Annotated in this window: 17 protein-coding genes; 8 read left to right on the top strand and 9 right to left on the bottom strand. The window is 73.0% G+C overall.

The window, feature by feature from the left end:
• Positions 1 to 2,418, bottom strand: coding sequence for a M4 family metallopeptidase (locus BMW99_RS30235; protein ID WP_075017927.1), 2,418 nt, complete (start codon positions 2,416 to 2,418; stop codon positions 1 to 3).
• A gap of 594 nt (positions 2,419 to 3,012) precedes the next feature.
• Positions 3,013 to 4,152 (bottom strand): peptidoglycan recognition protein family protein, encoded by a 1,140-nt coding sequence (locus tag BMW99_RS30230; protein WP_218108445.1) that lies wholly within the window; start codon positions 4,150 to 4,152, stop codon positions 3,013 to 3,015.
• A gap of 300 nt (positions 4,153 to 4,452) precedes the next feature.
• Here BMW99_RS30230 and BMW99_RS30225 point away from each other — a divergent pair, with 300 nt between their 5' ends.
• Together BMW99_RS30225 and BMW99_RS30220 are read left to right on the top strand one after the other, a co-directional pair.
• Positions 4,453 to 6,366 carry an ABC transporter ATP-binding protein gene (locus BMW99_RS30225; protein ID WP_245791685.1) on the top strand — a complete coding sequence of 638 codons (1,914 nt, stop codon included), beginning with the start codon at positions 4,453 to 4,455 and terminating at the stop codon, positions 6,364 to 6,366.
• Entirely contained in the window at positions 6,363 to 8,273 is a 1,911-nt protein-coding gene (locus BMW99_RS30220) for an ABC transporter ATP-binding protein (protein WP_075017926.1), read from the top strand. The genes BMW99_RS30225 and BMW99_RS30220 overlap by 4 nt, the downstream gene beginning before the upstream one ends.
• A gap of 219 nt (positions 8,274 to 8,492) precedes the next feature.
• On the opposite strand, the gene BMW99_RS30215 is transcribed toward BMW99_RS30220, so the two are convergent.
• Positions 8,493 to 9,845, bottom strand: a complete 1,353-nt coding sequence (locus BMW99_RS30215; RefSeq protein WP_407640339.1) for an MFS transporter — start codon at positions 9,843 to 9,845, stop codon at positions 8,493 to 8,495.
• Between the two features lie 118 nt (positions 9,846 to 9,963).
• Positions 9,964 to 12,252, bottom strand: a complete 2,289-nt coding sequence (gene glgX / locus BMW99_RS30210; RefSeq protein ID WP_075017925.1) for a glycogen debranching protein GlgX — start codon at positions 12,250 to 12,252, stop codon at positions 9,964 to 9,966.
• A gap of 399 nt (positions 12,253 to 12,651) precedes the next feature.
• On the opposite strand from glgX, the gene BMW99_RS30205 reads away from it, so the two are divergent.
• On the top strand, positions 12,652 to 13,587 hold the full coding sequence (locus BMW99_RS30205; protein ID WP_407640338.1) for a L,D-transpeptidase: 936 nt from the start codon (positions 12,652 to 12,654) through the stop codon (positions 13,585 to 13,587).
• A 103-nt stretch (positions 13,588 to 13,690) separates the two neighbouring features.
• Here BMW99_RS30205 and BMW99_RS30200 read toward each other — a convergent pair whose 3' ends face one another.
• Complete coding sequence (locus BMW99_RS30200; protein WP_069461987.1) at positions 13,691 to 14,590, bottom strand: MIP/aquaporin family protein; 900 nt, start codon at positions 14,588 to 14,590, stop codon at positions 13,691 to 13,693.
• A 303-nt stretch (positions 14,591 to 14,893) separates the two neighbouring features.
• Between BMW99_RS30200 and BMW99_RS30195 the strand changes: the two genes are divergently transcribed.
• From BMW99_RS30195 to BMW99_RS30185, 3 genes are all read left to right on the top strand, one after another.
• The gene (locus BMW99_RS30195) at positions 14,894 to 16,117 is read left to right on the top strand and encodes a L,D-transpeptidase (RefSeq protein ID WP_245791683.1); all 1,224 of its coding nucleotides are present in this window, start codon (positions 14,894 to 14,896) and stop codon (positions 16,115 to 16,117) included.
• A gap of 24 nt (positions 16,118 to 16,141) precedes the next feature.
• Complete coding sequence (locus BMW99_RS30190; RefSeq protein WP_069461988.1) at positions 16,142 to 16,909, top strand: enoyl-CoA hydratase/isomerase family protein; 768 nt, start codon at positions 16,142 to 16,144, stop codon at positions 16,907 to 16,909.
• Positions 16,910 to 17,193: 284 nt separating this feature from the next.
• Positions 17,194 to 17,685 (top strand): ATP-binding protein, encoded by a 492-nt coding sequence (locus BMW99_RS30185; RefSeq protein ID WP_069461989.1) that lies wholly within the window; start codon positions 17,194 to 17,196, stop codon positions 17,683 to 17,685.
• A 937-nt stretch (positions 17,686 to 18,622) separates the two neighbouring features.
• On the opposite strand, the gene BMW99_RS42960 is transcribed toward BMW99_RS30185, so the two are convergent.
• A complete protein-coding gene (locus BMW99_RS42960; protein ID WP_069467480.1) occupies positions 18,623 to 19,975 on the bottom strand; it encodes a helix-turn-helix transcriptional regulator in 1,353 nt (450 codons plus the stop codon).
• A gap of 207 nt (positions 19,976 to 20,182) precedes the next feature.
• Between BMW99_RS42960 and BMW99_RS30175 the strand changes: the two genes are divergently transcribed.
• Positions 20,183 to 21,109 carry an NADP-dependent oxidoreductase gene (locus tag BMW99_RS30175; protein WP_069467479.1) on the top strand — a complete coding sequence of 309 codons (927 nt, stop codon included), beginning with the start codon at positions 20,183 to 20,185 and terminating at the stop codon, positions 21,107 to 21,109.
• An 83-nt stretch (positions 21,110 to 21,192) separates the two neighbouring features.
• On the opposite strand, the gene BMW99_RS30170 is transcribed toward BMW99_RS30175, so the two are convergent.
• Together BMW99_RS30170 and BMW99_RS30165 are read right to left on the bottom strand one after the other, a co-directional pair.
• Positions 21,193 to 23,592 carry an endonuclease/exonuclease/phosphatase family protein gene (locus BMW99_RS30170; protein ID WP_075017931.1) on the bottom strand — a complete coding sequence of 800 codons (2,400 nt, stop codon included), beginning with the start codon at positions 23,590 to 23,592 and terminating at the stop codon, positions 21,193 to 21,195.
• 433 nt (positions 23,593 to 24,025) lie between these two features.
• Entirely contained in the window at positions 24,026 to 24,295 is a 270-nt protein-coding gene (locus BMW99_RS30165) for a helix-turn-helix domain-containing protein (protein WP_069464049.1), read from the bottom strand.
• A 58-nt stretch (positions 24,296 to 24,353) separates the two neighbouring features.
• Here BMW99_RS30165 and map point away from each other — a divergent pair, with 58 nt between their 5' ends.
• Positions 24,354 to 25,121 (top strand): type I methionyl aminopeptidase, encoded by a 768-nt coding sequence (gene map / locus BMW99_RS30160; protein WP_069464048.1) that lies wholly within the window; start codon positions 24,354 to 24,356, stop codon positions 25,119 to 25,121.
• Positions 25,122 to 25,154: 33 nt separating this feature from the next.
• Here the strand turns inward: map and BMW99_RS30155 are convergent, their stop codons facing one another.
• Entirely contained in the window at positions 25,155 to 26,540 is a 1,386-nt protein-coding gene (locus tag BMW99_RS30155) for an L-serine ammonia-lyase (protein ID WP_069464047.1), read from the bottom strand.
• Between the last annotated feature and the right edge of the window lie 2 nt (positions 26,541 to 26,542).

The raw sequence follows: 26,542 nt of genomic DNA, 5'->3' as shown, positions 1-26,542 counted from the left end.
TCAGCTCACGTTGACCGCGGTGTCGTCGATGACGAACGAGGTCTGGAGGCTGGAGTCCTCGGTGCCGGTGAACTTCAGGGTCACCGTCTGGCCGGCGTAGGAGGACAGGTTCACCGACTTCTGGGCGTAGCCGGTGTTCTTGTTGAGGTTGGAGTAGGTGGCCAGCGTCGTCGAGCCGGCGGTCAGCGTCAGCTTGTCGTACGCGGTCGTGGTGGTGGTCTCGGCCGTGTCGATGTGCAGGTAGAAGGTGAGGGTGGCGGTGGTGCAGGACGCCGGCACGGTCACCGACTGGGACAGCGTGTCGGTGTGGGTGGTGCCGTAGCCGTTCAGCCACGCCTTCCACGAGCCGCTGTGGGCGGCCTCACCGGTGCTGTTGTCGATCACGCCGCTGGAGGCGGTCCACGGCGCGGCCGTGCCCGTCTCGAAGCCCGGGTTGCCCAGCAGCTGTGCGGCGGTGCAGCCGCCGCCGCCCGAGCCGGTGACCGTCCAGGTGAACGTCGCCGAGCCGGTGGCGTTCGTGGAGTCCTTGGCCGTGACGGTGACCGACGAGGTGCCGGTGGCGGTCGGGGTGCCCGAGATCAGGCCGGTCGAGGCGCTGATCGACAGGCCGGCCGGCAGGCCGGTGGCCGAGTAGGTCAGCGCGCCGCCGTTGGTGGAGCTGGCCTGGATCTGCAGGCTGGCCGCGGTGTTCACCACCGTGGACTGGTTGGCCGGCTGCGTCACCGTCACCGCGGAGGTGCTGACGCGGCTGCCGACGCCGATCGCCGCCCAGGTGTTGGCGACGGTGTTGTACGTGGCGCTGCCCGCACCCCACAGGTCGGCCGCGGCCTGCAGCGACTGCGTGCGCGCGGCGGCGTAGTTGGTGGTGGAGGTGAAGCGCTCGGTCAGCGACTTGTACCAGAGCTTGAGGGCGTTGTCCCGGCCGATGCCGGGCACCGACAGGCCGTCCTTGGTCGGGCTGTTGTAGCTCACCCCGCCGATGACCTTGGCGCCGCTGCCCTCGGAGAGCAGGTAGAAGAAGTGGTTCGCCGGGCCCGAGGAGTAGTGGACGTCCAGACCGCCGAGGCTGGAGTCCCAGTAGTCCTTGGAGCCGCCGTCCTTGCTCGGCTGGTCCATGTAGCGCAGCGGCGTGCCGTCGCCGTTGATGTCGATCTTCTCGCCGATGAGGTAGTCACCCGGGTCGGCGGAGTTGTTGGCGTAGAACTCCACGCCGGTGCCCATGATGTCCGAGGTCGCCTCGTTCAGGCCGCCGGATTCGCCGGAGTAGTTCAGGCCGGCGGAGTTGGCGGTGACGCCGTGGCTCATCTCGTGGCCGGCCACGTCCAGCGCGGTCAGCGGGTGGGCGTTGCCGCTGCCGTCGCCGTAGGTCATGCAGAAGCAGGAGTCGTCCCAGAAGGCGTTCACGTAGCTGTTGCCGTAGTGGGTGCGGGAGTACGCGGCGCGGCCGTCGTTGGCTATGCCGTTCCGGCCGAAGGTGTTCTTGTAGTAGTCCCAGGTCTCCTGGGCGCCGTAGGCGGCGTCCACGCCCGCCGTCTGCGCGGTCGCGCCGTTCCCGTCGCCCCACGTGTCGTCGGCGTCGGTGAACAGCGTGCCCGTGCCGGACGTGCCGTGGCTGAGGTTGTACGTCTTGTGGCCGCCGCGGGTGTTGTCGGTCAGCTGGTAGGTGCTGCCCGACAGCGTGGTGGTGATGTTCACCTGGCCGCTGTACTCGCTGTTGCCGACGCCGGTCTCGATGCCCTGGTACTCGAAGAGCTTCGCGCCCGTGGTGGCGTCGGTGACGACGTGCAGCTGGTTCGGGGTGCCGTCGTCCTGGACGCCTCCGACCACCGACTCCCAGGCGAGGACCGGGACGCCGTTCGCGGCCCAGACGACCTTGCGGGGCGCGGCGGCGGCCTTCGGGGAGGCCGCGCCGTCCGCCTTCGCGCGGGACAGCGCGAAGGACTGCGCCGAGGCGGCGCTCCTGGCGGCGGTCGTGCCGGCCACCGCCACCGAGGCGTTGGTGGCCTTGTCGACACCGGTGGTGGCGCCCGACGCGCTCTGGTGCACCACGAGGTCGCCGCCGAGGACCGGCAGGCCGTCGTAGGTGCGCTCGTAGCGGGTGTGCGTGGTGCCGTCCTCGTCCTTGACGACGTCCTTGACGACCAGCTTCTCCTTCGCTCCCAGGTGGAGCGAGGACGCGGTGGCCGCGGCCGACGTCCGCGCCTGGGACAGCAGCGAGGCGTGCTGCGCCGGGGACAGCGCGAGGGGCAGGGCGCCGGGGCGCGGCTGCGCGTGGGACGCGGCCGTGGTGGCGGCGGCCGAACCGCCGTCGCCCGACGCGGAATGTGCCGACGCGGTGGCGGGAAGCGCCACGGCGACCATCGCGGCGCCGGCGATCAGCACTCCGGCCGCGGTCTTCGTGCGGGGGGATCTGCGCACTCCTGGACTCCTTCTGCGGCGGCCGCGCGTGGCGGCCGGGACAGTCCGGGCAGATGGGGATGGTGGGCTGCCCGGTAGAGCTGGGTGTTGCGGGCACAGCGGTGGGGCTGCCGTGCTGTGGGACGGGCCACAGAGTGACACTCTTTACCTGTTCATGCCAGACCCGTGGCTGTGAATTGGCCGAAACCGGTTCGGTGTCCGGTCGCCCGCTTCCGCATAGCGGGCGGATGTGTGCGCCGTGTTGCGGCGAAGCAAAGAAATGATCGGGGCGTTCCCTGACATACCGGTGCGCGTCGACGCTCTCGCGGGGACTCCCGGGGCCTCGCGTGTCAACTCGACCCGTGAGACGCGTGGCCGAACTCCGTCGATGCGGCCCGGCTGGATCCTTTGCCTGCTGCCGGGTGCCTCTTTGCCCGTCGCGGAAGCGCTTTCCCCTGCTGCCGGCGGGTGTTCACCATCGCCGCACCGCGCACCGCGCACCGCCGGCTGCCCCGAGGGCCGCCGGGCCGGGACCACGACGACGCCCGGCCGGCCCCCTGTCGCAGGGGCCGGCCGGGCGCCGGGGAGCGGGAAACGCGCGGTGCGGGCGGGAGGTCAGGCGCCGAACGCCTCGCGGACGGTGCCGCCGACGACCGCGCACCAGGTGCTGAGGTCGACCTTGCCGTTGGGCGGCAGGCCGTGGAGGCGCTGCATGTCCTGGACGGCCTTCATGGTCGCGTGGTCGTACGCGCCGGTGATGCTCACCGTGTCGGCGTAGCCCTTGATCGTCAGCAGGTACTGGACGGCCTCGACCGGCAGCCCCGAGGCGTCCTTGTCCAGCACCGGCGCCAGCGCCTCCCAGGTGGCGGTGTCGAACGTGGCGTCCGCGGTGACCGGGATGCCGTGCGTGGTCTGGAAGTCCGCCACGATCACGTTCATGTCGGTGCCGAAGACACCGTTGACCGCCAGGTCGGTGTAGCCGGCGTTCACCAGCAGGTACTGCGCGACCTGCACCACCTGGCTGTCGACGAACCGCCAGATGTCCGGCCAGCGGCGCGCGGGCGCGGCCGATGCGGGGACGCCCATGGCCTTCAGGACCCGGGAGCGGATCTGCGGGAACTCGGCGTAGAAGGCGATGCCCGGGCAGTCGGTGCCCAGCCGGAAGTCCCAGTGGCCGAAGATGTCCCAGGCGTTGAGGCGGAACTGCCGGCAGACCGCGACGCACAGGTCGACCAGGGAGTCGAGCAGCGCCTGCGGCGGGGTCTCCGTGATGTAGGTGCCCTCGTTCTCGATGCCGATGGCGTTGCCGTTCTCGCCCGGGCAGTGGGCGGAGATGACCTGGTGCTGGCCGGCGTCGAGGGTTTCCAGGCTGCGGTGGCGGCCTTCGAGGACGTAGCCGCCGCGGCTGACGGTGAAGTGCTGGCCGGTGTCCGCCCAGCCGTTGGTGTCCATGTGCAGGTTCTGGCAGTCCTTGGCCAGCTGGACGGCGTGCTCGCGGGAGTAGTCCGTGACGTTGGGGAACGCCATGTGGTGCAGGATGATCTTGTTGGTGGTGTTGCCGGTGATCTGGATGGGGCTGGACGGCGGGCGGGCTCCCCAGGTGTCGCAGTCGATGATCCAGGGAAATTCAGGGGACGGGGTCGCGCCGGCGACCGCCGGGAACGCCAGTTCCGTCCCGACCACGGCGGCGACCGCCGTACCCAGGCCGACTCTGAACAGCGTGCGGCGGTCGACCTCGTGCTCGTGCATGGCCATGCGTGCTCCGCGGGCAACGTGGCAGCTTCTTCCGACTGCCACTGGGCAGACGGAGGATATTTCCATGAGGTGACGGGGTGCCAGATGTCTGCGCCGGCAAGTCCGTTGGGACATCCGGGCCGCCCCGGGGGAGCGGGTCGGCGGCCCGACGCCGTGGCAGCGCTTTCGCGCCGTCCTCACGCCAGCAGCGAAAACCAGGTGAGGGCTGTCACCGGCCCCGCTTAGGGTCGTGTGGTGATGCCTGCCGCCGTCCCTGACCCCGCGCCCCCCGCGCCCCACCGATCCTCCTCCCGGTCGCTGATGCGGCTGTGGCCGTACGTCAGACCGGTCCGGCTCAGACTCGGCTTCTCCGCGGTCGTCGCGGTGGTCGCCTCCTGCATGTCCCTGCTCATCCCGCTGGTGCTGAAGTGGATGGTCGACGGGCCGGTCACCGACCACGACCCGGGCGGGGTGTGGCTCGGCGGCGGCCTCGTCCTGCTCCTGGGCCTGCTGGAGGCCGGGCTCTTCGGGGTGCGCCGCTGGCTGGTGGCGCGCCCGCTCGCCGGTGTCGAGGCCTCCATGCGGGCCGCCCTCTACCGGCACCTGCAGCGGCTGCCGGTGGACTTCCACGACCGGTGGGCGTCCGGTCAGCTGCTCTCCCGCGCCACCATGGACCTCCAGATCCTGCGGATGTTCCTGGCCTTCCCGCTGGTCTTCCTCGTCGTCAACGCGGCCACCGTGCTGATCGGCTTCGGGATCCTGTTCGTCCAGTCCTGGCTGCTCGGCCTGGTGCTGCTGGTGCCGGTCGTGCCGCTGATGATCCTCTGCTCGTACTTCGAGGCGCGCTACGCGCTGGCCGCCCGCAGGGCCCAGGACCAGGCAGGCGACCTGGCCACCGTCATCGAGGAGTCGGTGCTCGGCATCCGGATCGTCAAGGCGTTCGGGCGGCACCGCAGCCAGGCCCGGGCGTTCCGCGACCAGGCGCAGGGCCTGTGGCACACCGAGATGCGCAAGGCGCGGCTGCTCTCCGACATCTGGGCCGTCATCATGACGCTGCCCGAACTGGCCATCGGCGCGGCGCTGGTCGTCGGCGTCCTCCAGGTCTCCGACGACAAGCTGTCGGCCGGCACCCTGGTCGCGTTCCTGTCCACGGCCCTCGCGCTGCGCTGGCCGGTGGAGTCCATCGGCTTCCTGCTCGCCATGAGCAACGAGGCCGGCACCGCCGCCGACCGGTACTTCGAGGTGATGGACACACCCCAGGCGGACACCGACGGACGGCGGACCGACCCGCGGGACGACGGCCTGCGGATGGAGGGCGTCCGGTTCCGCTACCCCGACGCCCCGGCCGGCACCCCGGACCTGCTCACCGGCGTCGACCTGCACATCCGCACCGGCGAGACGATGGCCCTCGTCGGCGCGACCGGCTGCGGCAAGACCACGCTCACCGCGCTGCTGCCGCGCCTGCACGACGTCACCGGCGGCCGGATCACCCTGGACGGCGCGGACATCGGCGAACTGCCGGTGGACCGGGTCCGCGAACTGGTCGCGGTCGCCTTCGAGGAGGCCACGCTCTTCTCCGCCACGGTCCGGGAGAACGTGGCGATGGGCGCGGGACCCGGCGGCGCAGGCGAGGAAGAGGTGCGCCGCGCCCTGGCGATCGCCCAGTGCGACTTCGTGCAGCGGCTGCCCCAGGGGCTCGACACCCAGGTCGGCGAGCAGGGGCTGAGCCTGTCCGGCGGCCAGCGGCAGCGCCTCGCGCTGGCCCGCGCGGTCGTCGGCAGTCCCCGCTTCCTCGTCCTCGACGACCCGCTGTCCGCGCTCGACGTGCACACCGAGGCACTGGTCGAGGCCGCGCTGCGCGAGGTGCTGCGGCACACCACGGCGCTGGTCGTCGCCCACCGGCCGTCGACGGTGCTGCTCGCCGACCGCGTCGCGCTCATGTCCGGCGGGCGCGTCACCGCGGTCGGCACGCACGCCGAACTGCTGCGGGACAGCGCCGAGTACCGCTACCTGATGTCCGGCGACGCGGGACGGGACGGGGACGCGGGAGGGGACGGCGGCGAGCGCGATCCGCACGGCGCCTCGCGCGACGATGCCCACGACGACCCGCGTGACGACCTGGACCGTGATCCGCACGGCGACCCGCACGGCGACCCGCGGGAGCACCCGCGGGGCGGCGCGCACGACGACCGCCGGCACGAGGCCGCCGGCCTGGAGAGGAGCGAGGCCCGATGACCTCCGTGGCCGACCAGCCCGAACAGGCCCTGGAGCCGCGGCCGCCGTGCGGCACCGCCGTCGCGGACGACCGGGCCGCACCCGTCCCGGGCACCGGTGCCGCGCCCGGCGCCGCGCCCGACCCGTTCGACCAGGACGTGCTGCCCGCGCCGAGGAACGCCCAGATCGCGCTGCTGCGCTCGCTGCTCGCCCCGCACCGCCGCCGGGCGTGGACCGCGTCCGTGCTGCTGCTGGTGCAGCAGGCGGCCGTGCAGGCCGGGCCGCTGCTCGTCGCCTACGCCATCGACAACGCCATCCCGCAGGTGCGGCAGGGGCAGCACGGCGCGCTGATCGCCGTCGCGCTCGGCTACCTGGCCTGCGGCGTCGCCTCCGGGGTGCTGCAGCGCGCCTTCATCCGGGTGGCCGCCCGGGTCAGCCAGGACGTGCTGATCGACCTGCGCGGGCGGATCTTCCGCCACGCCCAGTCGCTCAGCCTGGACTTCCACGAGCGCTACACCTCCGGCCGGCTGATCGCCCGCGCCACCTCGGACGTCGAGTCGATCAGGGAACTGCTCACCGACGGCCTGGAGGAACTGGTCGGGGTGGTGCTGTCCGCGGTGTACATCACCGCGCTGCTGATGTTCCTCGACTGGAAGCTCGCCCTGGCCACCCTGGTGAGCTACGTCCCGCTGTACTGGGCGATCCGGGTCTTCCAGAAGCGCTCGATGGTCGCGTACCGCAAGCGGTCCACGGCCGTCGCCGCGGTCATCGTGAAGTTCACCGAGACCATGAACGGCATCCGCCCGGTCAAGGCGTTCCGCCGCGAGGAGCCCAACGACGACGCGTTCGGGGAGCTCAACCACCGTCACGAGCGGGCGAACGGCGACGCGATCCTGGAGATGGCCCGCTACGTCGTCGGCTCCCGGCTGATCGCCAACGTCACCATCGCGGGGATCGTGCTGTGGGGCGCCTACCGGGTGGCCGAGGGCGGCATGGCGCTGGGCGTGCTCGCCGCCTTCGTGCTCTACCTGCGGCGGCTGTACGACCCCATCGACCGGCTGGGCATGTTCCTCAACTCCTACCAGTCGGCGGCCGCGTCGCTGGAGAAGATCGCCGGGCTGCTCGCGCAGGCGCCCGCCGTTCCGGAACCGGCCGAGCCGCGGCCGCTGCCCGAGCCGGCCGGCGGCATCCCCGGCCGCGAGGTCGCCTTCGAGGGGGTCCGGTTCGCCTACCGGACCGGCGGCGAGGTGCTGCCCTCGTTCGACCTGCGGATGCCGGCCGGGCAGACCGTCGCGGTCGTCGGCGCGACCGGGGCCGGCAAGTCCACCCTCGCCAAGCTGCTGGCCCGGTTCTACGACCCGACCAGCGGCCGGGTGGTGCTGGACGGCGTGGAACTGCGCGACCTGGCCACGGCGGACCTGCGCCGGGGCGTGGTCATGGTGACGCAGGAGGCGTTCCTGTTCTCCGGGACGGTCGCCGAGAACATCGCCATCGGCCGCCCGGACGCCACCCGTGAGGAGGTCGAGGCGGCCGCCAAGGCCATCGGCGCGCATGACTTCATCGCGGCGCTCCCGGACGGCTACGACACCGACGTCCGCAAGCGCGGCGGCCGCATCTCGGCCGGGCAGCGCCAACTCGTCGCCTTCGCGCGCGCGTTGCTGGCCGACCCCGCGGTGCTGATCCTCGACGAGGCCACGTCGTCGCTCGACGTCCCCGGCGAACGGGCCGTGCAGCACGCCATGCACACCGTGCTCACCGGCCGCACGGCGGTGATCATCGCCCACCGCCTGTCCACCGTGGAGATCGCCGACCGTGTGCTGGTCATGGAGGGCGGCCGCATCGTGGAGGACGGCACGCCCGGCGAGCTCATCGCGGGCGACGGCCGTTTCGCCGGTCTCCACCAGGCTTGGCGGGACAGCCTGGTCTGACGCCTCGCCTCCGGCGCGGACGCGGGAGCGGCCGCCCACGCCCTCCCGTCGCGCCGGCGCGCGCGTGCCCGGCGCTTCGCGCGCGGCGGCCCGCGGGTTCCCCGGCCGCCGGGGTCGGAGGGCGGTGCGCGGACGGGTGGGCGTACCGGGGTGGGTGCGGGGAGCGCCGGACGGGTGCGAGGACGGGGCGGCGGGGGCCGGGCCTTCCGTCCGAAGGACTTACGCGCCGTGGGCGCGGCGCAGGGTGCGGACGGCCGGGATCGACAGGAGGGTCGTGGCGACGGCCACCGCGACGACGCTGCCGGCCACCAGCACGTGGCGGGCGCCGAACGCCGAGGACGCCGGACCGGCCAGTGCCTGGCCGACCGGCACCATCGCCACCGAGCCCGCCACCTCGTAGGCGTGGATGCGGTTGAGGATGTCCCCGGGCACCTGCGTCTGCACGGACGTGGCCCAGTTGACGCCCCAGTACGCCGAGCCCATGCCGGCCACGAACACGCAGCCGCACACCGCCGGGACAGGCAGCCCCAGGCCGACCGACAGCGGCATCGCGGCCGTCAGGTACAGCGCGAGGGACCCCGCCCTCAACTGCCGCTGCGCGCGCAGCCGGATCGCCACCAGCGCGCCGACCGCGGTCCCGCCGCCCAGCGCGGAGTTGACCAGACCGTAGGCGCCGGCGCCGTGCGTGGGGATGATCTGGCCCGCGGCCAGCGGCGTGTAGGGGCCGATGGTGAAGACCATGAACAGCATCCACACCACGATCACCGACCACATCCAGGTGCGCGCCCTGAACTCCCGCCAGCCCTCGGCGAGATCGCTGCGGAAGCCGTTCACCGCCTTCGCGGCCCGCGGCACCTGGGGCGCGAGCCGCAGCAGCACCAGGCACAGCGCGCTGACCGCGTACGTCGAGGCGTGCACCAGGAACACCACGCCCGAGGACGTCAGCCCGATCAGCAGGCCCGCGAAGGCCGGTCCGAGCAGCGCCGCGGTCGACTCCGCGGTCCTGGTCACCCCGTTCGCGCCCTGCACGTCGCTGGCGACCCGCACCAGCGTGCTGGCCACGCCCGGCTGGAACAGGGCGGCCATCGTGCCGTTGACGACCGCGATGCCGACCACCTCCCACAGCCGCACGTGGTGGGTGAGGAAGAGCACCGCGGCGAGCGACTGGGTGCACACCCGCACCAGGTCCGCGCCGATCATCAGGGCCCGCGCGTTCAGCCGGTCGGCGAACACCCCGCCGAAGATCACGAAGCCCGCGAAGCAGGCGGTGGACGCGGCCATCACCAGGCCGATGTCACCGGCCGAGTAGCCGTACGTCAGCAGCCCGGCGGACAGCGCCACCGGCAGCATGGTGTCGCCGAGCATCGCGACAGTGCGGGCGATGAAGTACAGGCGGAAGTTCGGTGACCACACCCCGCCGGTGCCGCCGCCGGCCCGGGAGCGCGTGGTGCCGGAGAGGGCACTGGTGCCGCTGGTGGCGGCAGTGGTTCCCGTGACGGTCGCGCAGGTGGCGGCGCTGTCGGCGGCGGGTTCTGGCAGGGCGTCGTCGTGACCGGACGGGCGTGAGCTCACCGGGCCAATATGGACTGGACCACTCGGCGCCGTCCAGACGATTACCCCGCGCCCGCCCGCCGTCACCCCCGCCGCCGCCCTCGCGCGGGCCCGCCGTCGTCCCGGCGCCCGCCTGCCGTCACCCCGCGGTCGCCTCCCGCACCCGGAACAGCCGCACCGAGCGCGCGGCCACCGTCACCGCCTCCCCGGCGGGCAGTTCGCGGTCCGCCGCGGCCCACGGCTCGTCCTCCGCGGTGTCCAGCAGCGGCTCGTACCCGGCCGCCCACCGCCCGCCGGGCAGCACGAACGGCGCCGGGCGGTGGTCGGCGTGCACCACCAGCAGGAAGCTGTCGTCGACGACCGGCTCGCCGCGCACGTCACGCTGCGGGATGTCCCGCCCGGACAGGAACATGCCGAGCGTCGCCGACGGCGCGAACCAGTCCGCGTCCGTCATCTCCCGCCCGCCCGGCTCGAACCAGGCCACGTCCCGCAGCCCCTCCGGCGCGCTGGCCACCCCGGAGAAGAAGCCGCCGCGGCGCAGCACCGGGTGGGCGTGGCGCAGCGCGACCAGCCGCGCGGTGAGATCGCGCAGCCCCCGCCACCGCGGGTCCTCCAGCAGCGACCAGTCCACCCAACTGGTGGCGTTGTCCTGGCAGTACGCGTTGTTGTTGCCGCCCTGGGTACGGCCCATCTCGTCACCGGCCACCAGCATCGGCACGCCGGTGGACAGCAGGAGCGTGGCCAGCAGGTTGCGCAACTGCCGGGCCCGCAGCGCCAGCACCTCGGGATCGCCGGTCTCGCCCTCCGCGCCGCAGTTCCACGACCGGTTGTCGTCGGTGCCGTCCCGGCCGTCCTCGCCGTTCGCCTCGTTGTGCTTGCCGTTGTGGCTCACCAGGTCGCGCAGCGTGAACCCGTCGTGCGCCGTGACGTAGTTGACCGACGCGTACGGCCGGCGGCCGCCCCAGTCGTACAGGTCGCTGGAGCCCGACAGCCGGTAGCCGAGGTCGCGCACGTCACCGGTCGCGCCGCGCCAGAAGTCCCGGACGGTGTCCCGGAAACGGTCGTTCCACTCGGTCCACAGCGGCGGGAACGCGCCGACCTGGTAGCCGCCAGCGCCCACGTCCCACGGCTCGGCGATCAGCTTGACCCGGCGCAGCACCGGGTCCTGCGCGATCGTCGCGAGGAACGGGGAGAGCATGTCGACGTCGTGCATCGAACGGGCCAGCGCGGCGGCCAGGTCGAAGCGGAAGCCGTCCACGCCCATCTCCGTCACCCAGTACCGCAGCGAGTCGGTGATCAGCCGCAGCACGTGCGGCTGCACCACGCTCAGGGTGTTGCCGCAGCCGGTGTAGTCCGCGTAGCCGCGCGGGTCGCCGGCCAGCCGGTAGTAGCCGCGGTTGTCGACGCCGCGCAGCGAGAGCGTCGGGCCGCCCTGGCCGCCCTCCGCGGTGTGGTTGTAGACCACGTCGAGGATCACCTCGATGCCCGCGGCGTGCAGCGCCCGCACCATCCGCTTGAACTCGCCCACCTGCTCGCCGCGGGTGCCGCTGGCGCTGTACGCGGCGTGCGGGGCGAAGTAGCCGATCGAGTTGTAGCCCCAGTAGTTGCGCAGCCCGCGCCGCTCCAGGTGGTCCTCGTGTGCGAACTGGTGCACCGGCAGCAGTTCCACGGCCGTCACGCCGAGGTCCGTCAGATGCGCGAGGGCCGCCGGGTGGGCGAGCCCGGCGTAGGTGCCGCGCAGCTCGGGCGGGACGTCCGGGTGGCGCTGCGTGAAACCGCGCACGTGCAGCTCGTAGATGACCGAGTCCGACCACGGTGTCTTGGGCCGCCGGTCGTCCTCCCAGTCGTCGTCGTCGTCGACCACGACGCCCTTGGGGACGAACGGGGCCGAGTCCCGGTTGTCGCGGACCGTGTCCGCGACGGCTGGCTCCTGCCAGTCCCGCACGTGCCCGTACACCTCGGGCACCATCTCGAACTCCCCGTCCACGGCCCGGGCGTAGGGATCGAGCAGCAGCTTCGCCGGGTTCCAGCGGGCGCCGGTCCACGGGTCCCAGCGGCCGCCGACGCGGTAGCCGTAGCGCTGCCCCGGCAGCACGTCCGGCACGAAGCCGTGCCACACCTCGTGGGTCAGCTCGGTCAGCGGCGCGCGCGTCTCGCTGCCGTCCGCGCCGAACAGGCACAGCTCGACGGACTCCGCGCCACCCGCCCACAGCGCGAAGTTGGTGCCGGGGCGGCCGTCCGGCCCGGTGTGGAAGCGCGCGCCCAGGGGATGCGGCGCCCCCGGCCACACCGTCGCGACGGCCGGCGCGGGCGCGTTCCCCGCGGCCTCGGGAGCCGCCCGCGGCCGCGGCGGCGCCGCCGGCGCAGACCTCGGGGAGGTCTGCGCCGCGTCGGCGACGCCGAACTCGCGTGTCTCTGACACGTGCATCCTCCCGCGGCTCCGGCACGGCTCCCTCCGGGCGTCCCATACCCGTCCGGCCGTGCCCCTTCCCCCATTCCTTCCCCCCGCACCCCTCCAAGGAACGGCACCCCTCCAGCCGCGACGGCGCGGCAGCCGGCGGACTCCGGCAAGAGGCAAGCTCGTGCCCCGCCAGGGGGCCCACGGTTTCGCGGCAACGGCGCGTCGGCGCATGGCCGTCAGGGGGGACCGTCGGCCGGCGACGGCAAGGCACGGGCGGGACCGCCACCGGAGGGTGAACCCGCGCCCGAGGGTGATCCCTCTCCGGAGGGAAGCGCGGGAAGGGGGACGGGGGAACCCCTTAGGGCCGACGGGATGGCATTCCCAGGTGCCGCGTTGCCCCGCAGGGAAACTCTCGTTGGCGCATGCGTGACCACTTCGCCGCGTACAAGGGGAGCCCGCACCCTCCGCACCGCGCTGACCGCGACCGTCCTCCTCCTCGCGGCGGCCACCGCCTGCGGCGGCGGCTCCGGGCGCCCCAGCGGCGCGGACGGCCCGAAGCCGCAGCACGACACCTTCATCGGGTACTTCAGCCCGGAGGACCAGTCCACCATCGGCACCGGGATGATCATCTCCCTGCGGTTCGACCACGGCATCACCGACCGCGCCGCGGTCGAACGCGGCATCACCGTCACCAGCGCGCCCGCCCGCGCCGTCGTCGGCCACTGGTTCAGCGACCACCGCCTCGACCTGCGCCCCGCCGACTTCTGGCCGGCCGGCGCCCGCATCACCCTGTCGCTGCGGCTGCGCGGCGTGCAGGGCGCGCCGCACACCTACGGCACCCAGTCCAAGGACGTCACCTTCACCGTCGGCCGCGACCAGCGCAGCACCGTCGACGCCGTGGAGCACACCATGACCGTGGTCCGCGGCGGGCACGTGCTGCGGGTGCTGCCGGTGACCGTCGGCAGCCCGGAGCACACCACGTACAACGGCGTGATGGTGATCGCCGACAAGTACCTGCAGACCCGGATGAACGGCCGCACCGTCGGCTTCGGCGGGGAGTACGACATCCCCGACGTGCCGCACGCCCTGCGCCTGACCACCTCCGGCACGTTCGTGCACGGCAACTACTGGTCGCCGCCGCAGATCTTCGGCGAGGAGAACGTCAGCCACGGCTGCATCGGCCTGCAGGACCGCAAGGGCGGCGGCCGGGACACACCCGCCGGCTGGTTCTTCGAGAACTCGATGATCGGCGACGCCGTCCGCGTCGTGAACTCCGACGACCGCACCGTCGACCCGGACAACGGCCTGAGCGGCTGGAACCTGACGTGGGACCAGTGGCGGACGGGCTCCGCCCTGCAGTGAGCCGCTGCCGGGACGCGCGGAACGTCCCGGGGCCGTGCGCGCGGCACGGCCCCGGGACGATCCGGAACGGCTGGGTGACGGGGGCGGCGTGCGCCCGCCGCGGTCAGAACTCCTCCGTCGCGGGTCCTTCCTCCCTCTCCTCCGCGGCGAGGGTGCGGGCCCTGATGATCGGCGAGATCAGCAGGTCGTACACGGCGACGCCGATCAGAGCACCGCAGAGCGGGGCCACGATGGGGATCCACCAGTAGTGGTCGAACCATTGGAAATGCCCTGGTAGTGCGATCGCTCCCCAGCCCTCGAAGTAGGTGAACAACCGCGGGCCGAAGTCACGGGCGGGGTTGATCGCGTACCCGGAGTTGGTGCCGAAGGTCAGGCCGATGGCCACGACCACCAGGCCGATCAGGTACGGGCCGAGGTTGGCCAGCGGCGCCGTGTTCTTCAGGTCGATCAGGGCGCAGATGAGCAGCAGCAGGATGCCGGTGCCGATCATCTCGTCCAGGAACGGACCCCACCAGGAATTCCCGAAGTACTGGGACGGGAAGGTCGCGAAGATGGAATACGTGGCCAGGGATTTGGTCCGCGGTGTGCCCGCTTTCGCCTCCGCGGCGTTGATCGCCCAGTGGTAGGACCCGTACACCAGGGCGGCCGCGGTGAATGCCCCGAACAACTGGGAGAACCAGTAGGGGAGGATCTTCTTCAGCGGGAATTCCCGGCGGGCCGCGAAGGCCAGGGTCACCGCGGGGTTGAGGTGGGCGCCGCTGATGCCGCCGGCGACGTACACGCCGAACACCACGCCGAGGCCCCACCCCCATGAGATGATCAGCCAGTTGTCCGCGCCGAAGGGCACGACCTGGCGTCCGGATCCGGGCAGGCCGACGACGGCGACTGCGACGGACCCGATGCCCAGAAGAATCAGAACGAACGTGCCCAGGAACTCGGCGATCATTTCACCGCCGAGGCCTTCTCGGTAACCGCGTCTACGCGCACTGCGCTGCTCAGCCATCGGTCTCTCCTTGGTCGGTACTGAGGAAAGACCTATCACCGTATGAACGGCCCCGCGGACCGCAGAAAGGCCATCGGAGTGAACGGCTCGGCGCGCCGCGTTGCGGAAAAGCCGCCCCGTTCCCCGTGCTGGGGCGGCCCGGCGGGCTTCTACGGCGGTTCCGCGGAACCGGCAGGGTGGACTGGGACGAAACGGTGACGAACCCCGGGTCGGGACGGGATACCCGTGTGGTTCTCTATCAGCGGGAGTCCAGGTGTTCCGCGCACGGCAGCCGTGCGCGCGGGGAATCAGGGAGCGGAGAAAGTGGAGCCGAAGGGTGTGCCGTCGGGCGTCCGGAGGAGCGCGGCGGCGCTGGTCCTCGGTGCCCTGCTGGTCCTGGCGACGGCCTGCGGGCCGGACGACGCAGGGAAGGCCGACAGCAAGGGCGGTGCGGGCGGCACCGGTGCGCCGAGCGCCGCGGTGTCGACCGCGGTCGTGTCGATCCTGCCCCGGGACGGCGCCACGGACGTGCCGACGACCGGCACGCTGAAGGTCGCCGCGTCCGGCGGCCGGCTCTCCTCGGTCGTGGTCAAGGACGACAAGGGCACTCCCGTGCCGGGCACGATCACCGCGGACGGCTCGGGCTGGAACCCCGACGACCACCTGGACACGTCCACGCAGTACACCGTCGACGCCGTGGCCAAGGACGCGGCGGGCCGCGAGTCCGACAAGCACGCGTCGTTCACCACGGTCGTGCCCAGGGACACCTTCGTCGGGTTCTTCACGCCCGAGGACGGCTCGACCGTCGGCGTCGGCATGGAGGTCTACCTCCACTTCAACCGCCCGATCAGCAACAAGAAGGCGGTCGCGCACGGCCTGACGGTCACCGCCACCCCGTCGGTGCCCGTGGCCGCGAAGTGGAACGGCGACCAGGACCTCTACATCCGGCCCGCGGACTACTGGGCGGCCGGCACCAAGGTCACGCTCGCGCTGAACCTCAACGGCGTCGAGGGCGCCCCCGGCGTCTACGGCAAGCAGCACAAGACCGTGAGCTTCACCGTCGCCCGCCGCCAGATCAGCGTGGTCGACGCGGCGAAGCACACCATGACCGTCTACCGGGACGGCGCGGCGATCAGGACCGTCCCGATCTCCTCCGGTGCCCCCGACCACACCACGTACAACGGCGCGATGGTGATCTCCGAGAAGTACGTCAGGACCCGGATGAACGGCGACACCGTCGGCTTCGGCGGGGAGTACGACATCCCCGACGTGCCGCACGCGATGCGGCTCACCAACTCGGGGACCTTCATCCACGGCAACTACTGGGCCGCGCCCTCGGTGTTCGGCAGCAGCAACACCAGCCACGGCTGCGTCGGCCTGCAGGACGTCCAGGGCGCCGGCGACCCCGGCACGCCGGCCGCCTGGTTCTACGCCAACTCGCTGGTCGGCGACGTCGTCAAGGTCGTCAACTCCAAGGACACCACGGTGCAGTGGTACAACGGCCTGAACGGCTGGAACCTCACCTGGAGCCAGTGGCTGGCGTCCTGATCGCGGTCGCGTACGCTCCCGACCATGACTGTGACCCTCGAAGTCGACGAAGGCGTCGGCACCCTCCGGCTGGAGCGGCCGCCGATGAACGCGCTGGACAGCGCGATGCAGGACCGGCTGAAGGAGCTCGCCGAGGAGGCCGGCCGCCGTTCCGACGTGCGGGCCGTCGTGGTGTGGGGCGGCGAGAAGGTCTTCGCGGCCGGCGCGGACATCAAGGAGATGCAGGCCATGTCCTACCAGGACATGGTCGACCGGTCGCGCGGCCTGCAGGACGCGTTCACGGCGGTGGCCCGCGTCCCCAAGCCGGTCGTCGCCGCGGTCACCGGGTACGCGCTGGGCGGCGGTTGCGAGCTGGCGCTGTGCGCCGACTACCGGATCGCCGCCGACAACGCCAAGCTCGGGCAGCCGGAGATCCTGCTCGGCCTGATCCCGGGCGCCGGCGGCACCCAGCGACTGTCCCGGCTGATCGGCCCGTCGCGCGCCAAGGACCTGATCTTCACCGGGCGGACGGTCACCGCCGACGAGGCGCTGACCCTCGGCCTGGTCGACAAGGTGGTGCCCGCGGGCGAGGTGTACGCGCAGGCGCGCGCCTGGGCCGGGCGGCTGGCCCGCGGCCCGGCCTACGCGCTGCGGGCCGCGAAGGAGGCGGTGGACTCCGGGCTGGACGCCGGCCTGGACACCGGGCTCGCCATCGAACGCACCCTGTTCGCCGGCCTGTTCGCGACCCAGGACCGGGAGACCGGGATGCGCAGCTTCGTCGAGGACGGACCGGGCAAGGCGACCTTCGCCTGAGCGCCCGGAGGGTGGGCGTCCCGCCGCCCGCGGAGGGCGGACGGGACGTCACGCAGGGTCGACGGTCACCCTTAAGGCAACCTTAAGCAGACCTTAAGGAGTTGTGCGGTCCTCGCCGCCCGCCCGCCGGACCGCGAGGACGACTCCGCAGGTCGGCGGGGTCGTTCCGGGGTGTTGTATGCCGCGCGCATATGCCCGGATCGGCCCCGGCTCCCCCCGTTCCGGGGGTATGAATTCCCGGGGTTACCCCCCGGAACCTGCCGGTTGCGGCCATCATGAAAGGCATGGCGGCCCGGGGCGGTTCTGAGCAGCCGCAGCGGGCGGAACCCGCGGCGGCCGTTGCCCCGCTCGTCGCGGACGACCCCGCGGCCGGGGTGCTGGACCTTCTGGGTGACCCGTCGGCCCGCGAGGTGCATCTGACGTCGCGTCCGGAGTCCGCGTCCACCGCCCGCCGGCTGGCACTGTCCGTGATCAGGCTGTGGGGACTGGCGGTCCACGCCGACACCGTCGAACTGCTCGTCTCCGAACTCGTCGGCAACGCCGTGCGGCACACCGGCGCCCGGACGTTCGGCCTCCGGATGCAGCGCCGGCGGGGCTGGATCCGGATCGAGGTGCGGGACCCCTCGCGGGCGCTGCCCTGCCTGCTGCCGGTGCGCGAGATGGACACCAGCGGCCGCGGCCTCTTCCTCGTCGACACCCTCTCCGACCGCTGGGGCGTGGACCTCCAGCCGCGCGGCAAGACCACCTGGTTCGAACTGCGCGTCCCGGAACGGTAGTCGGGCGGGACCCCGTAAGAGCACGAGAAGAGGCCCTCCGCGTCGGGGGGGGGTGACAGCGGGAGGGCCTCTTCGGTTCGCCGCGGAGCAGGGGGGGTGTGTCCGCGGCGCTTGTGGAACGGCTGAGCCCGGGTCCGGGGGGCCGTTGTCACGACTCTCGCACAGAAGGGGGGGTTGGGGCAAATCTGCGAATCGTGGCATTTATTAATAAAATGGACATGGGTCTGTGCAATGTGAGGGTGACATGGGCCACTCGCCTTGTAAATAGCGGCTAAGTTTCCTCATGTACCTCTCATGTGAAAGATCCGTGAAGACTCGCCCTGATCGGCACCCCTGAGGAGGGGTGGGGGTAGCCCCCACCCCGGATCGGGGAAAGACCGGATGGGCCGGGGGAGTTGGGTGCGCCAGAGTCGGGGACACGCCCAGAACCCCGAGGAGAGCCCCGATGACACCCACCGCAGGCAGCGCGCCGGCCGCCGCCCACGCCGCGGTCCCGGCGGCTCCTCCAGCCGCCCCCGCGGCGCCGCGGCCCGCCCTGCCCGCGCTGCTGTCCTTCGTCCGCTTCGTGGTCTGCGGCGGCGGGGTCACCGTGCTCGCCTCCGCCGCGCTGCTCCTGGTCGGCGACCGGGTGCCCCTCGCCCTGGCCAACGCCGTGCTCACCGTGGCCTCCACCGTGCTGGCCACCGAACTGCACGGACGGTTCACCTTCGGCCGCGGCGGGGCGAGCTGGCGCGACCACGCGGCGAGCGGGCTGACCGTGCTGATGTCGTACCTGTTCACCACCGGCGCCCTGCTCGCCTACGACGGCGTCCGCCCGGGCGGCGGCGCGCTCTTGCGGCAGGGCGTCTACCTCACCGCCTCGGGGCTCGCGGGCCTGGCCCGCTTCCTGCTCCTGCGCTACGTCGTCTTCGCCCCGGGCGCCGCCGCCGTCCGCCGGCTACCCGGTCACCGCACGCACGGCCGGGGCGGGCACGGCGGGAGCGGGCACCAGGCCGGCCCGGTGGGCCAGCGCGGCGGCCTCCCCGCGGGAGCCCGCACCGAGCTTGGCCAGGATGTTCGCGACATGGAACTTCACCGTGGACTCGCTGATGTGCAGGGTCCGGGCGATCTCGCGGTTGCGGCGCCCGAGCGCCAGCTCGCCCAGCACCTCCCGCTCGCGCGGATGCAGGGCGTCCAGCGGGTCCTGGCGCGCCGCGGGCACGTCGGGCGCCCGCAGCGGCAGCGTCACGGTGACCGTCGTGCCCCAGCCCGGCAGCGCGTCCACCAGCAGCCTGCCGTCGACCGCGGCGAGGCGCTCGGCGATCCGGTGCCCGGCCAGCGCCTCCGCGGCGAGCAGGCCCGGGCCGTCGTCGCGCACCACGGCCCGCAGCTCGTCGTCCCCGACCTGCCAGCTGACGTGCAACCGGCGTAGCGCGTCGCCCTGTTCGAGCATGGCCAGCACGGCGGCGCGCACCGCCGTCCGGGCACCGTGCGCCGGCGTGACGGGCAGCGAGCGGCGCGAACCGGGCCCGCGCAGGTCCAGTTCCACCGGACTGTGCCGCAGCAGCGGCCGCAGCTCGTCGGCCAGCCGCGCGAAGGCCGCGTCCGCCGGCTCCTCGGTCAGCTCGCGGTCCAGGTCCGCGCCCGCCCGCAGCCGCGCCAGCGCCGCCACCGCCAGGTCCGCGGCCGCCCGCCGGGCGGTCGCGTCGTCCAGCGCCCTCGCCCGCAGCGTGCCCAGGACCGAGGTGAGCGCGCTGGAGTGCGCGTCGGTCAGCTCCGCGATCACCCGCGCCCGCGCCCCGGCGGCCGCCCGCGTACTGGCCGCCTGGCCCGGGTCGGCCTCCGCGGTGCGCCGGGCGGTGTGCGCGGTGACCAGGTCCCACAGTCGCTGCACGATCCGCGCGACGTCGTCGGGCACCGGTTCCGGCGACGCCCCGTCGCGCACCACCACCAGCAGGGTCCCGGTGCCGCCGGGCGCCGCCTCGACCCCCTCCGGCGCCGACGACACCGCCAGCACCGGCCGCAGCACGCCCGCCATCCGGGCGCCGCCCTGCCACGGACGGCCGATCGGCACCTGCCCGGCCAGCCCGCCCAGCTCCGCCGCGCTGATCCGCCCGGCGACCTCCCCGTCCCCCGCGGACTGCGCCGGCGTGAACGCGCACACGCCGCTCAGCCGGGCCACCGCCGCGTGCGGCACGAGCGGGGCCAGCACCTCGGACAACCGCGCCATCGTCTCCGACAGCGGTGCCCCGAGGACCTGGAGCGTGCGGTCCAGCGCGTCCTGCGGGGTGCTCCACGCTTCGGTCTGCATGGCGTCCACGGTACGGCGAGGATGGGACGTGCGGACTGTCCCGACGGCCAGGCGGAACCGGCCGAAGGACGGGCCGGGTGCCCGGGCCCGCCCGGACATGCTGGACCTCGCGACCGCACCGCGGCCCGCCGCGCTCCACGGGCCGCGACCCGCGGCCGCGACCTGGTACCGATCCATCGAACCCACCGCCGTAAGGACCGTGAACCCATGCCCAAGGCCATCGCCTTCGCCGAGTTCGGCTCCCCTGACGTCCTGCACATGCAGGAGACCCAGATCCCGATGCCCGGCCCCGGCCAGGTGCGGATCGCCGTCCGGGTGGCCGGCGTCAACGCCCTGGACCACAAGATCAGGGCGGGCCTGATGAACCAGGTCTTCCCCGTCACCCTCCCGCACGTCCCCGGCGTCGAGGCGTCCGGGGTGATCGAGGCGCTCGGCCAGGGTGTCCAGGGGTTCTCCGTCGGCGACCCGGTGTTCGGCCAGACCGTCACCGGCTCCTACGCCGAACTGGCGCTCGCCGACGCCTCCCGGGTCGTCCACAAGCCCGACAGCGTCAGCTGGGAGCAGGCCGCCGCGCTGCCGGTCGCGGACGAGACCGCGTACCGCGCGCTGGAGATGCTGCGCCTGCAGCCCGGCGAGACCGTGCTGATCCACGCGGCCGCCGGTGCGGTCGGCGGCGTCGCCGTGCAGCTCGCGGTGGCCCGCGGGCTGACGGTCGTCGGCACCGCGAGCGAGGCCAACCACGCGCACCTGCGGGCCCTCGGCGCGATCCCGGTGACCTACGGCGACGGGCTCGTCGACCGGGTGCGCGCGGCCGCCCCCAAGGGCATCGACGCGGCGCTGGACGCCGCCGGGCGGGGCGGCGCCGTCGAGGCGTCCATCGAGCTGACCGGCGGCACCGACCGGGTCGTCACCATCGCCGACGCGCCGGGCGCCGCCGAGCACGGCGTGCGGTTCACCTCCGGCGGCGCCGACGAGTACCGCGGCGGTCCCGCGTTCGCCGAGGCGCTGGACCTGCTGGCGGCCGGAAAGCTGGTGCTGCCCGTGTACCGGGTGTTCCCCCTGGCCGAGGCCGCGGAGGCGCAGCGGGTGAGCGAGGGCGGCCACGCGGTCGGCAAGCTCCTGCTGGCCGTCTGACACGGCGTGGGGCGGGCCGGACACGAAGTCCAGCCCGCCCCAGGGGAGTTCGGCCGCGCTGAGGGCGGATCACCGCCCCCGGATCACGGCTTGATCCGCACCACCTGCGGGTCGTGGTCGCTCGTCTGGTCGGCGAACTCGGAGTTGATGTGCACCACGTCGTAGTCGGCGCGGCGCACCGCCGGGCTGACCAGGATGTGGTCGAGCACCTGCGAGTTGCCCTCGTAGACGTAGGAGTAACGCTCCCTGACCGGCAGGGTGTTGACCAGATCCGTGAGGACCGAGCCGTTGCCCGTCAGGCTGAGCACCGCCGGCGAGAACTGGTAGTCGTTGAGGTCGCCCAGGACCACCACGTCGGCCTTCGGGTCCGCCTGCTCCAGCTGCTGCAGGAAGTCGTGCTCGATGACCGCCTGCCGCACCCGCTGCACCTCGGAACTGCGCACCGGCGGCTGGAAGCGGCTGTCGATGCCCTGGTCGCCGCCCTTGCTGTCGAAGTGGTTCGCGATCACGAACAGCTTCTTGCCGCGGAAGGTGAACTCGCCCGCCAGCGGCTTGCGGCTGTCGTTCCACGCCGGGTCGGCCGGCGCGATCCGGCCGGGGGAGGCGGTCAGCGCGGTGTCGGCGCCGGTGCCGGTGATGCCGACCGCGGTCGTCGAGTCGCCGCCGGCCCGGTCGGTGAAGGACACCCGGTCGGGGTTGAACAGGAACGCCTGGCGGATGTTGCCGCCGGGCTGGCCGCCGTCCTTGTCGTTGACGGGGTCGATCTCCCGCCACTGGTAGCGGGGGCCGCCCGCCGCCACGATCGCGCCGACCAGCTTGTCCAGCGTCTTGTCCGCGGCCACCGTGCCGTCGTCGGTGGCACCGGAGTTGTCCTGGATCTCCTCCAGGGCCACGACGTCGGGCGAGCGCAGGTTGGTCACCAGGCCCTGTGCCAGCCGGTCGAACTTCGTCTGCGCGTTGTCCGGCGCCAGGTTCTCCACGTTGTACGTGGCCACGGTCGCCTCGTCGGACGACGCCTTCGCGGTCACCTCGGGCTTGATGCCACCGCTCTTGACGGTGCCCAGGGTGCGCGCCTGCACCGCGTACGTGCCGGCGAACTGGTTGTAGTCCAGCGGGCCGGAGGTGGTGCCGGACAGCGTGTCGCCGACGTTCGCCACCGGGAACGCCTGGTCGGCCGTCGGGATCAGCGACTGCACCATCAGGCGGCCGGAGTTGGGCTGGTCGTAGCCCGTGTACAGGGTGCCGCCGCGCTTGGTCGGGTTCTGGTCCGGCTTGACCGTCACCCACATCTCGGAGTACGGGTCGGTGGCGCCGACCACCCGCGTGTCGGAGATCTGCACGTTCATGCCCTCGAGGGACGCGTACAGGTCCAGCGCGAAGTCCGAGGGCCGCAGCGGCACGTTCTCGATGCTGCCGCCGCCGGCGCTCGGCACGAAGGCGTCCGGCACCGAGGAGGCGTTGAGCACCACGGGCGCGGGGAGCGGGTTGCCGCTGGAGACCGTGGTGACCGTGGGCTTGGTCAGCTCGGTGACCGCCTGGCCGCCGGCGGTCGCCCCGCCCGGGTAGTACTGCGAGACGGTCGCCGCCACCGACACCGCGTCGCCGACCGCCACGGTCGGGTTGGCGCCGGTGTAGACGAAGATGCCCTCGCTGGTACGGGGGTTGGCGTCGGCGTCCGGGTCCTGCATCCAGAAGCCCTTGGACGAGCCGTAGGCGCGGACCCCGGTGACGATGCCGGTGACGCCGCCGACCTGCTTGCCGTCCAGCGGGGAGACCCGGGTGTCGCCCTGGATGTCGTGGATCCGGGCGGTGACCGGGGGCGGGCTGGTCGGCGGCGTCGTCGGGGGAGTGGTGGGCGGGGTGGTCGCGGTGCCGCCGGAGTTCTGCGGGGTGGGCGCGCCGGCGGTGAAGTCGGCGGCGTTGTCGTCGGTGTCGGTGAGCGCGGCGCCCCGGGTGACCGAGTTGGTGTTGCTCGCGCCCGCGGCCGGGCCGCTGCCCTCGTGCACCACGGCCGTGCCGTAGCCGACGAGGTCCTTGACGCGGGGGTCGGCCGCGCAGTCCGCGGCGGTCAGGCAGGCAAGCGGGTCGGCGCCGGTCACCAGCGCGATGGTGCCGCTGGTGCCGGACATCGCGAGGGTGCCGGTCGCGTCCGGCGTCGGCAGCGGCGTGGTGCCGCCGGTGCCGGCGGCCTCGCCGACCAGGTAGCGGCCGCCGCCGGCCAGCGCGCCGGTGAGCGTGGTGACCTGCCACTTGGACGTGGCGGTCGGGGTGCCCGGCAGGTACTGCACCGAGAAGCCGCTCATGTCCAGCGGCGCGGCGCCGGCGTTGGCCAGCTCCACGAAGTCGTTGGTGTACGTGGCTCCGGAGTTGCCCCCGCCGCCGTAGACCTCGGCGATCAGGCCGTCCGCGGACGGCGTCGCGAACGCGGAGTGGACGGTCACGCCGGCCAGGACGACGGCGCCGGCTATGCCGATCGGCAGCATGCGCCGGCGGAACGAGGAGCCGGCGGGACGCGCGGAGCGCGGTCTCGCGGGCTGGGAGGGCGTGGCCTGAGAGGGGTGCGACACCGGACGGGTTCTCCTTCGTGCGAACGGCACTCTGACATGACGCGGCGTCACATCCGTGTGCTGGACGGGTGATCGGGCTCAAGATACGCGCGTAGACCGGGGCGCAGAAGGAGGTCTCAGGTTAAATCTGGGCGCAATTTGTCCTGCCGACGGCTGGATCGCACCGACCTGGGCCCATGGCGCGATGGCGCGGCCCGTTCGCCCGCACGGGGGTACCCCGGGGGACCCGCGCCCCTCGGGGGGTGCCGTTTGCTCGCGCGGGGCGAACCCGGGACAAGCCGCATCCCTCTGCGGCGCACGCGACAAGCGGGCGCGGGCGCGGCCGGTGGCGGGGGCCGCCCCGGAGGGGCTACGCGGAGAGGGGTTCCCGGAGGGGTGCGGCTGCCGCCGCGGAGGCGATCGCGTCGGTGGAGAGGCCGAGCGCCGCGGCCAGCGCCACGACGGTGAAGAACGCGGGGGTCGGGGCCCGCCCCGTCTCGATCTTGCGGAGCGTCTCCGCGGAGACGCCCGCCGCGAAGGCCACCTCCGCCATCGTGCGGTCACCGCGCGCCTCCCGCAGGATCGCGCCCAGCCGCTCGCCGCGCTCGTGCTCTTCCGGGGTCAGTGGAGTCCTCACCATGACCGTGATACTAATACCGGTATAAGAATTGGGCGACAGGGGAGTGCGAGGCAGGACCATGGTGGAGATCAAGAGCGACGCGTCGCTGGATGCGATGCGCGAGGCCGGCCGCGTCGTCGCCCGCGCACTGGCCGCCGTCCGTGACGCCGCCGCCGTCGGCGTGTCGCTGCGCGAGCTGGACGGCGTCGCCCGCACGGTGCTCACCGGGGCCGGCGCGACCTCGCCGTTCCTCGGCTACCGCCCCTCCTTCGCGCCGACCCCCTTCCCCGCCGTCATCTGCGCGTCCGTCAACGACGCGCTGGTGCACGGCATCCCGGACGACTACCGCCTGCGCGACGGCGACCTCGTGAGCATCGACTGCGGCGCCGAACTGGACGGATGGACCGGCGACGCGGCGATCAGCTTCACCGTCGGCACGCCCCGCCCCGAGGACGTGCGGCTGATCGCGGCGACCCAGCAGGCCCTCGAGGACGGGATCGCCGCGGCCACCGTCGGCAACCGCATCGGCGACATCGCGCACGCGGTGGGCCGCGTCGCCCGCCGCGCGGCCTGCGGGATGCCCGCGGACTTCGGCGGCCACGGGATCGGCCGCCGCATGCACGAGGACCCGCACGTGCCCAACCGGGGCCGTCCCGGGCGCGGCTTCCCCCTGCGGCACGGCCTGACCCTGGCGATCGAGCCGATGCTGATGTCCGGTGGCCGCGACACCTACCGCACCGGCCCCGACGGCTGGACCCTGTTCACCAGCGACGGCTCGCGCGCCGCCCACATCGAGCACACCGTCGCCGTCACCGCCGACGGCCCCCGCATCCTCACCACCCTCTGACCCGCCCTCCCCACCGGCCGGCGGGGGCCGGGGTCAGCACTCGATGACGTTGACCGCGAGGCCGCCGCGGGCGGTCTCCTTGTACTTGATCTTCATGTCGGCGCCGGTCTCCTTCATGGTCTTGATGACCTTGTCCAGGGAGACGTGGTGCCGGCCGTCGCCGCGCATGGCCATGCGGGCGGCCGTGACCGCCTTGACCGCGGCCATGCCGTTGCGCTCGATGCACGGGATCTGGACCAGGCCGCCGACCGGGTCGCAGGTCAGGCCCAGGTTGTGCTCCATGCCGATCTCGGCGGCGTTCTCCACCTGCTCGGAGGAGCCGCCCAGCACCTCGGCGAGGCCGCCCGCGGCCATGGAGCAGGCGGAGCCCACCTCGCCCTGGCAGCCGACCTCGGCGCCGGAGATCGAGGCGTTCTCCTTGAAGAGCATGCCGATGGCGCCCGCCGCGAGCAGGAAGCGGACGATCGCGTCCTCCTGCTCCTCGGCCGGGGCGTTCTTCGGCGCGACGAAGTTCAGGTAGTAGTGCAGCACCGCGGGGATGATCCCGGCCGCGCCGTTCGTCGGGGCGGTCACCACCCGGCCGCCGGCCGCGTTCTCCTCGTTGACCGCCATCGCGTAGAGCGTGACCCACTCCATCGCGTGCGTCGCCGGGTCGCCCTCGGCGCGCAGCTGGCGGGCGGACTGGGCGGCCCTGCGGCGCACCTTCAGGCCGCCGGGCAGGATGCCCTCGCGGGACATCCCGCGCGACACGCACGCCTGCATCACCTGCCAGATCTCCAGCAGGCCGGCGCGGATCTCCGCCTCGGAACGCCAGGCCTTCTCGTTCTCCAGCATGAGCGCGGAGATCGACAGACCGGTCTCCCGGGAGATCCGCAGCAGCTCGTCACCGGTGCGGAACGGGTGCCGCAGCACCGTGTCGTCCAGCTTGATCCGGTCCTCGCCGACCGCGTCCTCGTCCACCACGAAGCCGCCGCCGACCGAGTAGTAGGTCTTCTCCAGCAGCACGGCGCCGGCCTCGTCGTAGGCGGCGAGCGTCATGCCGTTGGCGTGGTACGGCAGCGACCTGCGGCGGTGCAGCACCAGCTGGGTGGCCGGGTCGAAGTCGATCTCGTGGGCGCCCAGGATGCTCAGCCGCCGGCTCGCGTGGACCGCCGCGACCTCGTCGTCGGCGGTCTCCACGTTCACCGTGCGCGGCGAGTGCCCGGCCAGGCCCAGCAGGACGGCCTTGGGCGTGCCGTGGCCGTGCCCGGTGGCCCCCAGCGAGCCGAACAGCTCGGCGCGGACCGCCCGGGTGTGCGCGAGCAGGCCCTCGTTCTTCAACCGGTGGGCGAAGATGCCGGCGGCCCGCATCGGGCCCACGGTGTGCGAGCTCGACGGGCCTATGCCCACCGAGAACAGGTCGAAGACCGAGATTGCCATGG

Origin of the sequence: Actinacidiphila rubida (assembly GCF_900110255.1) — a bacterium.
GTDB lineage: Bacteria > Actinomycetota > Actinomycetes > Streptomycetales > Streptomycetaceae > Actinacidiphila > Actinacidiphila rubida.
Note: the sequence above shows the minus strand (reverse complement) of the source record. Positions and strands in the feature narration are given on the sequence as shown.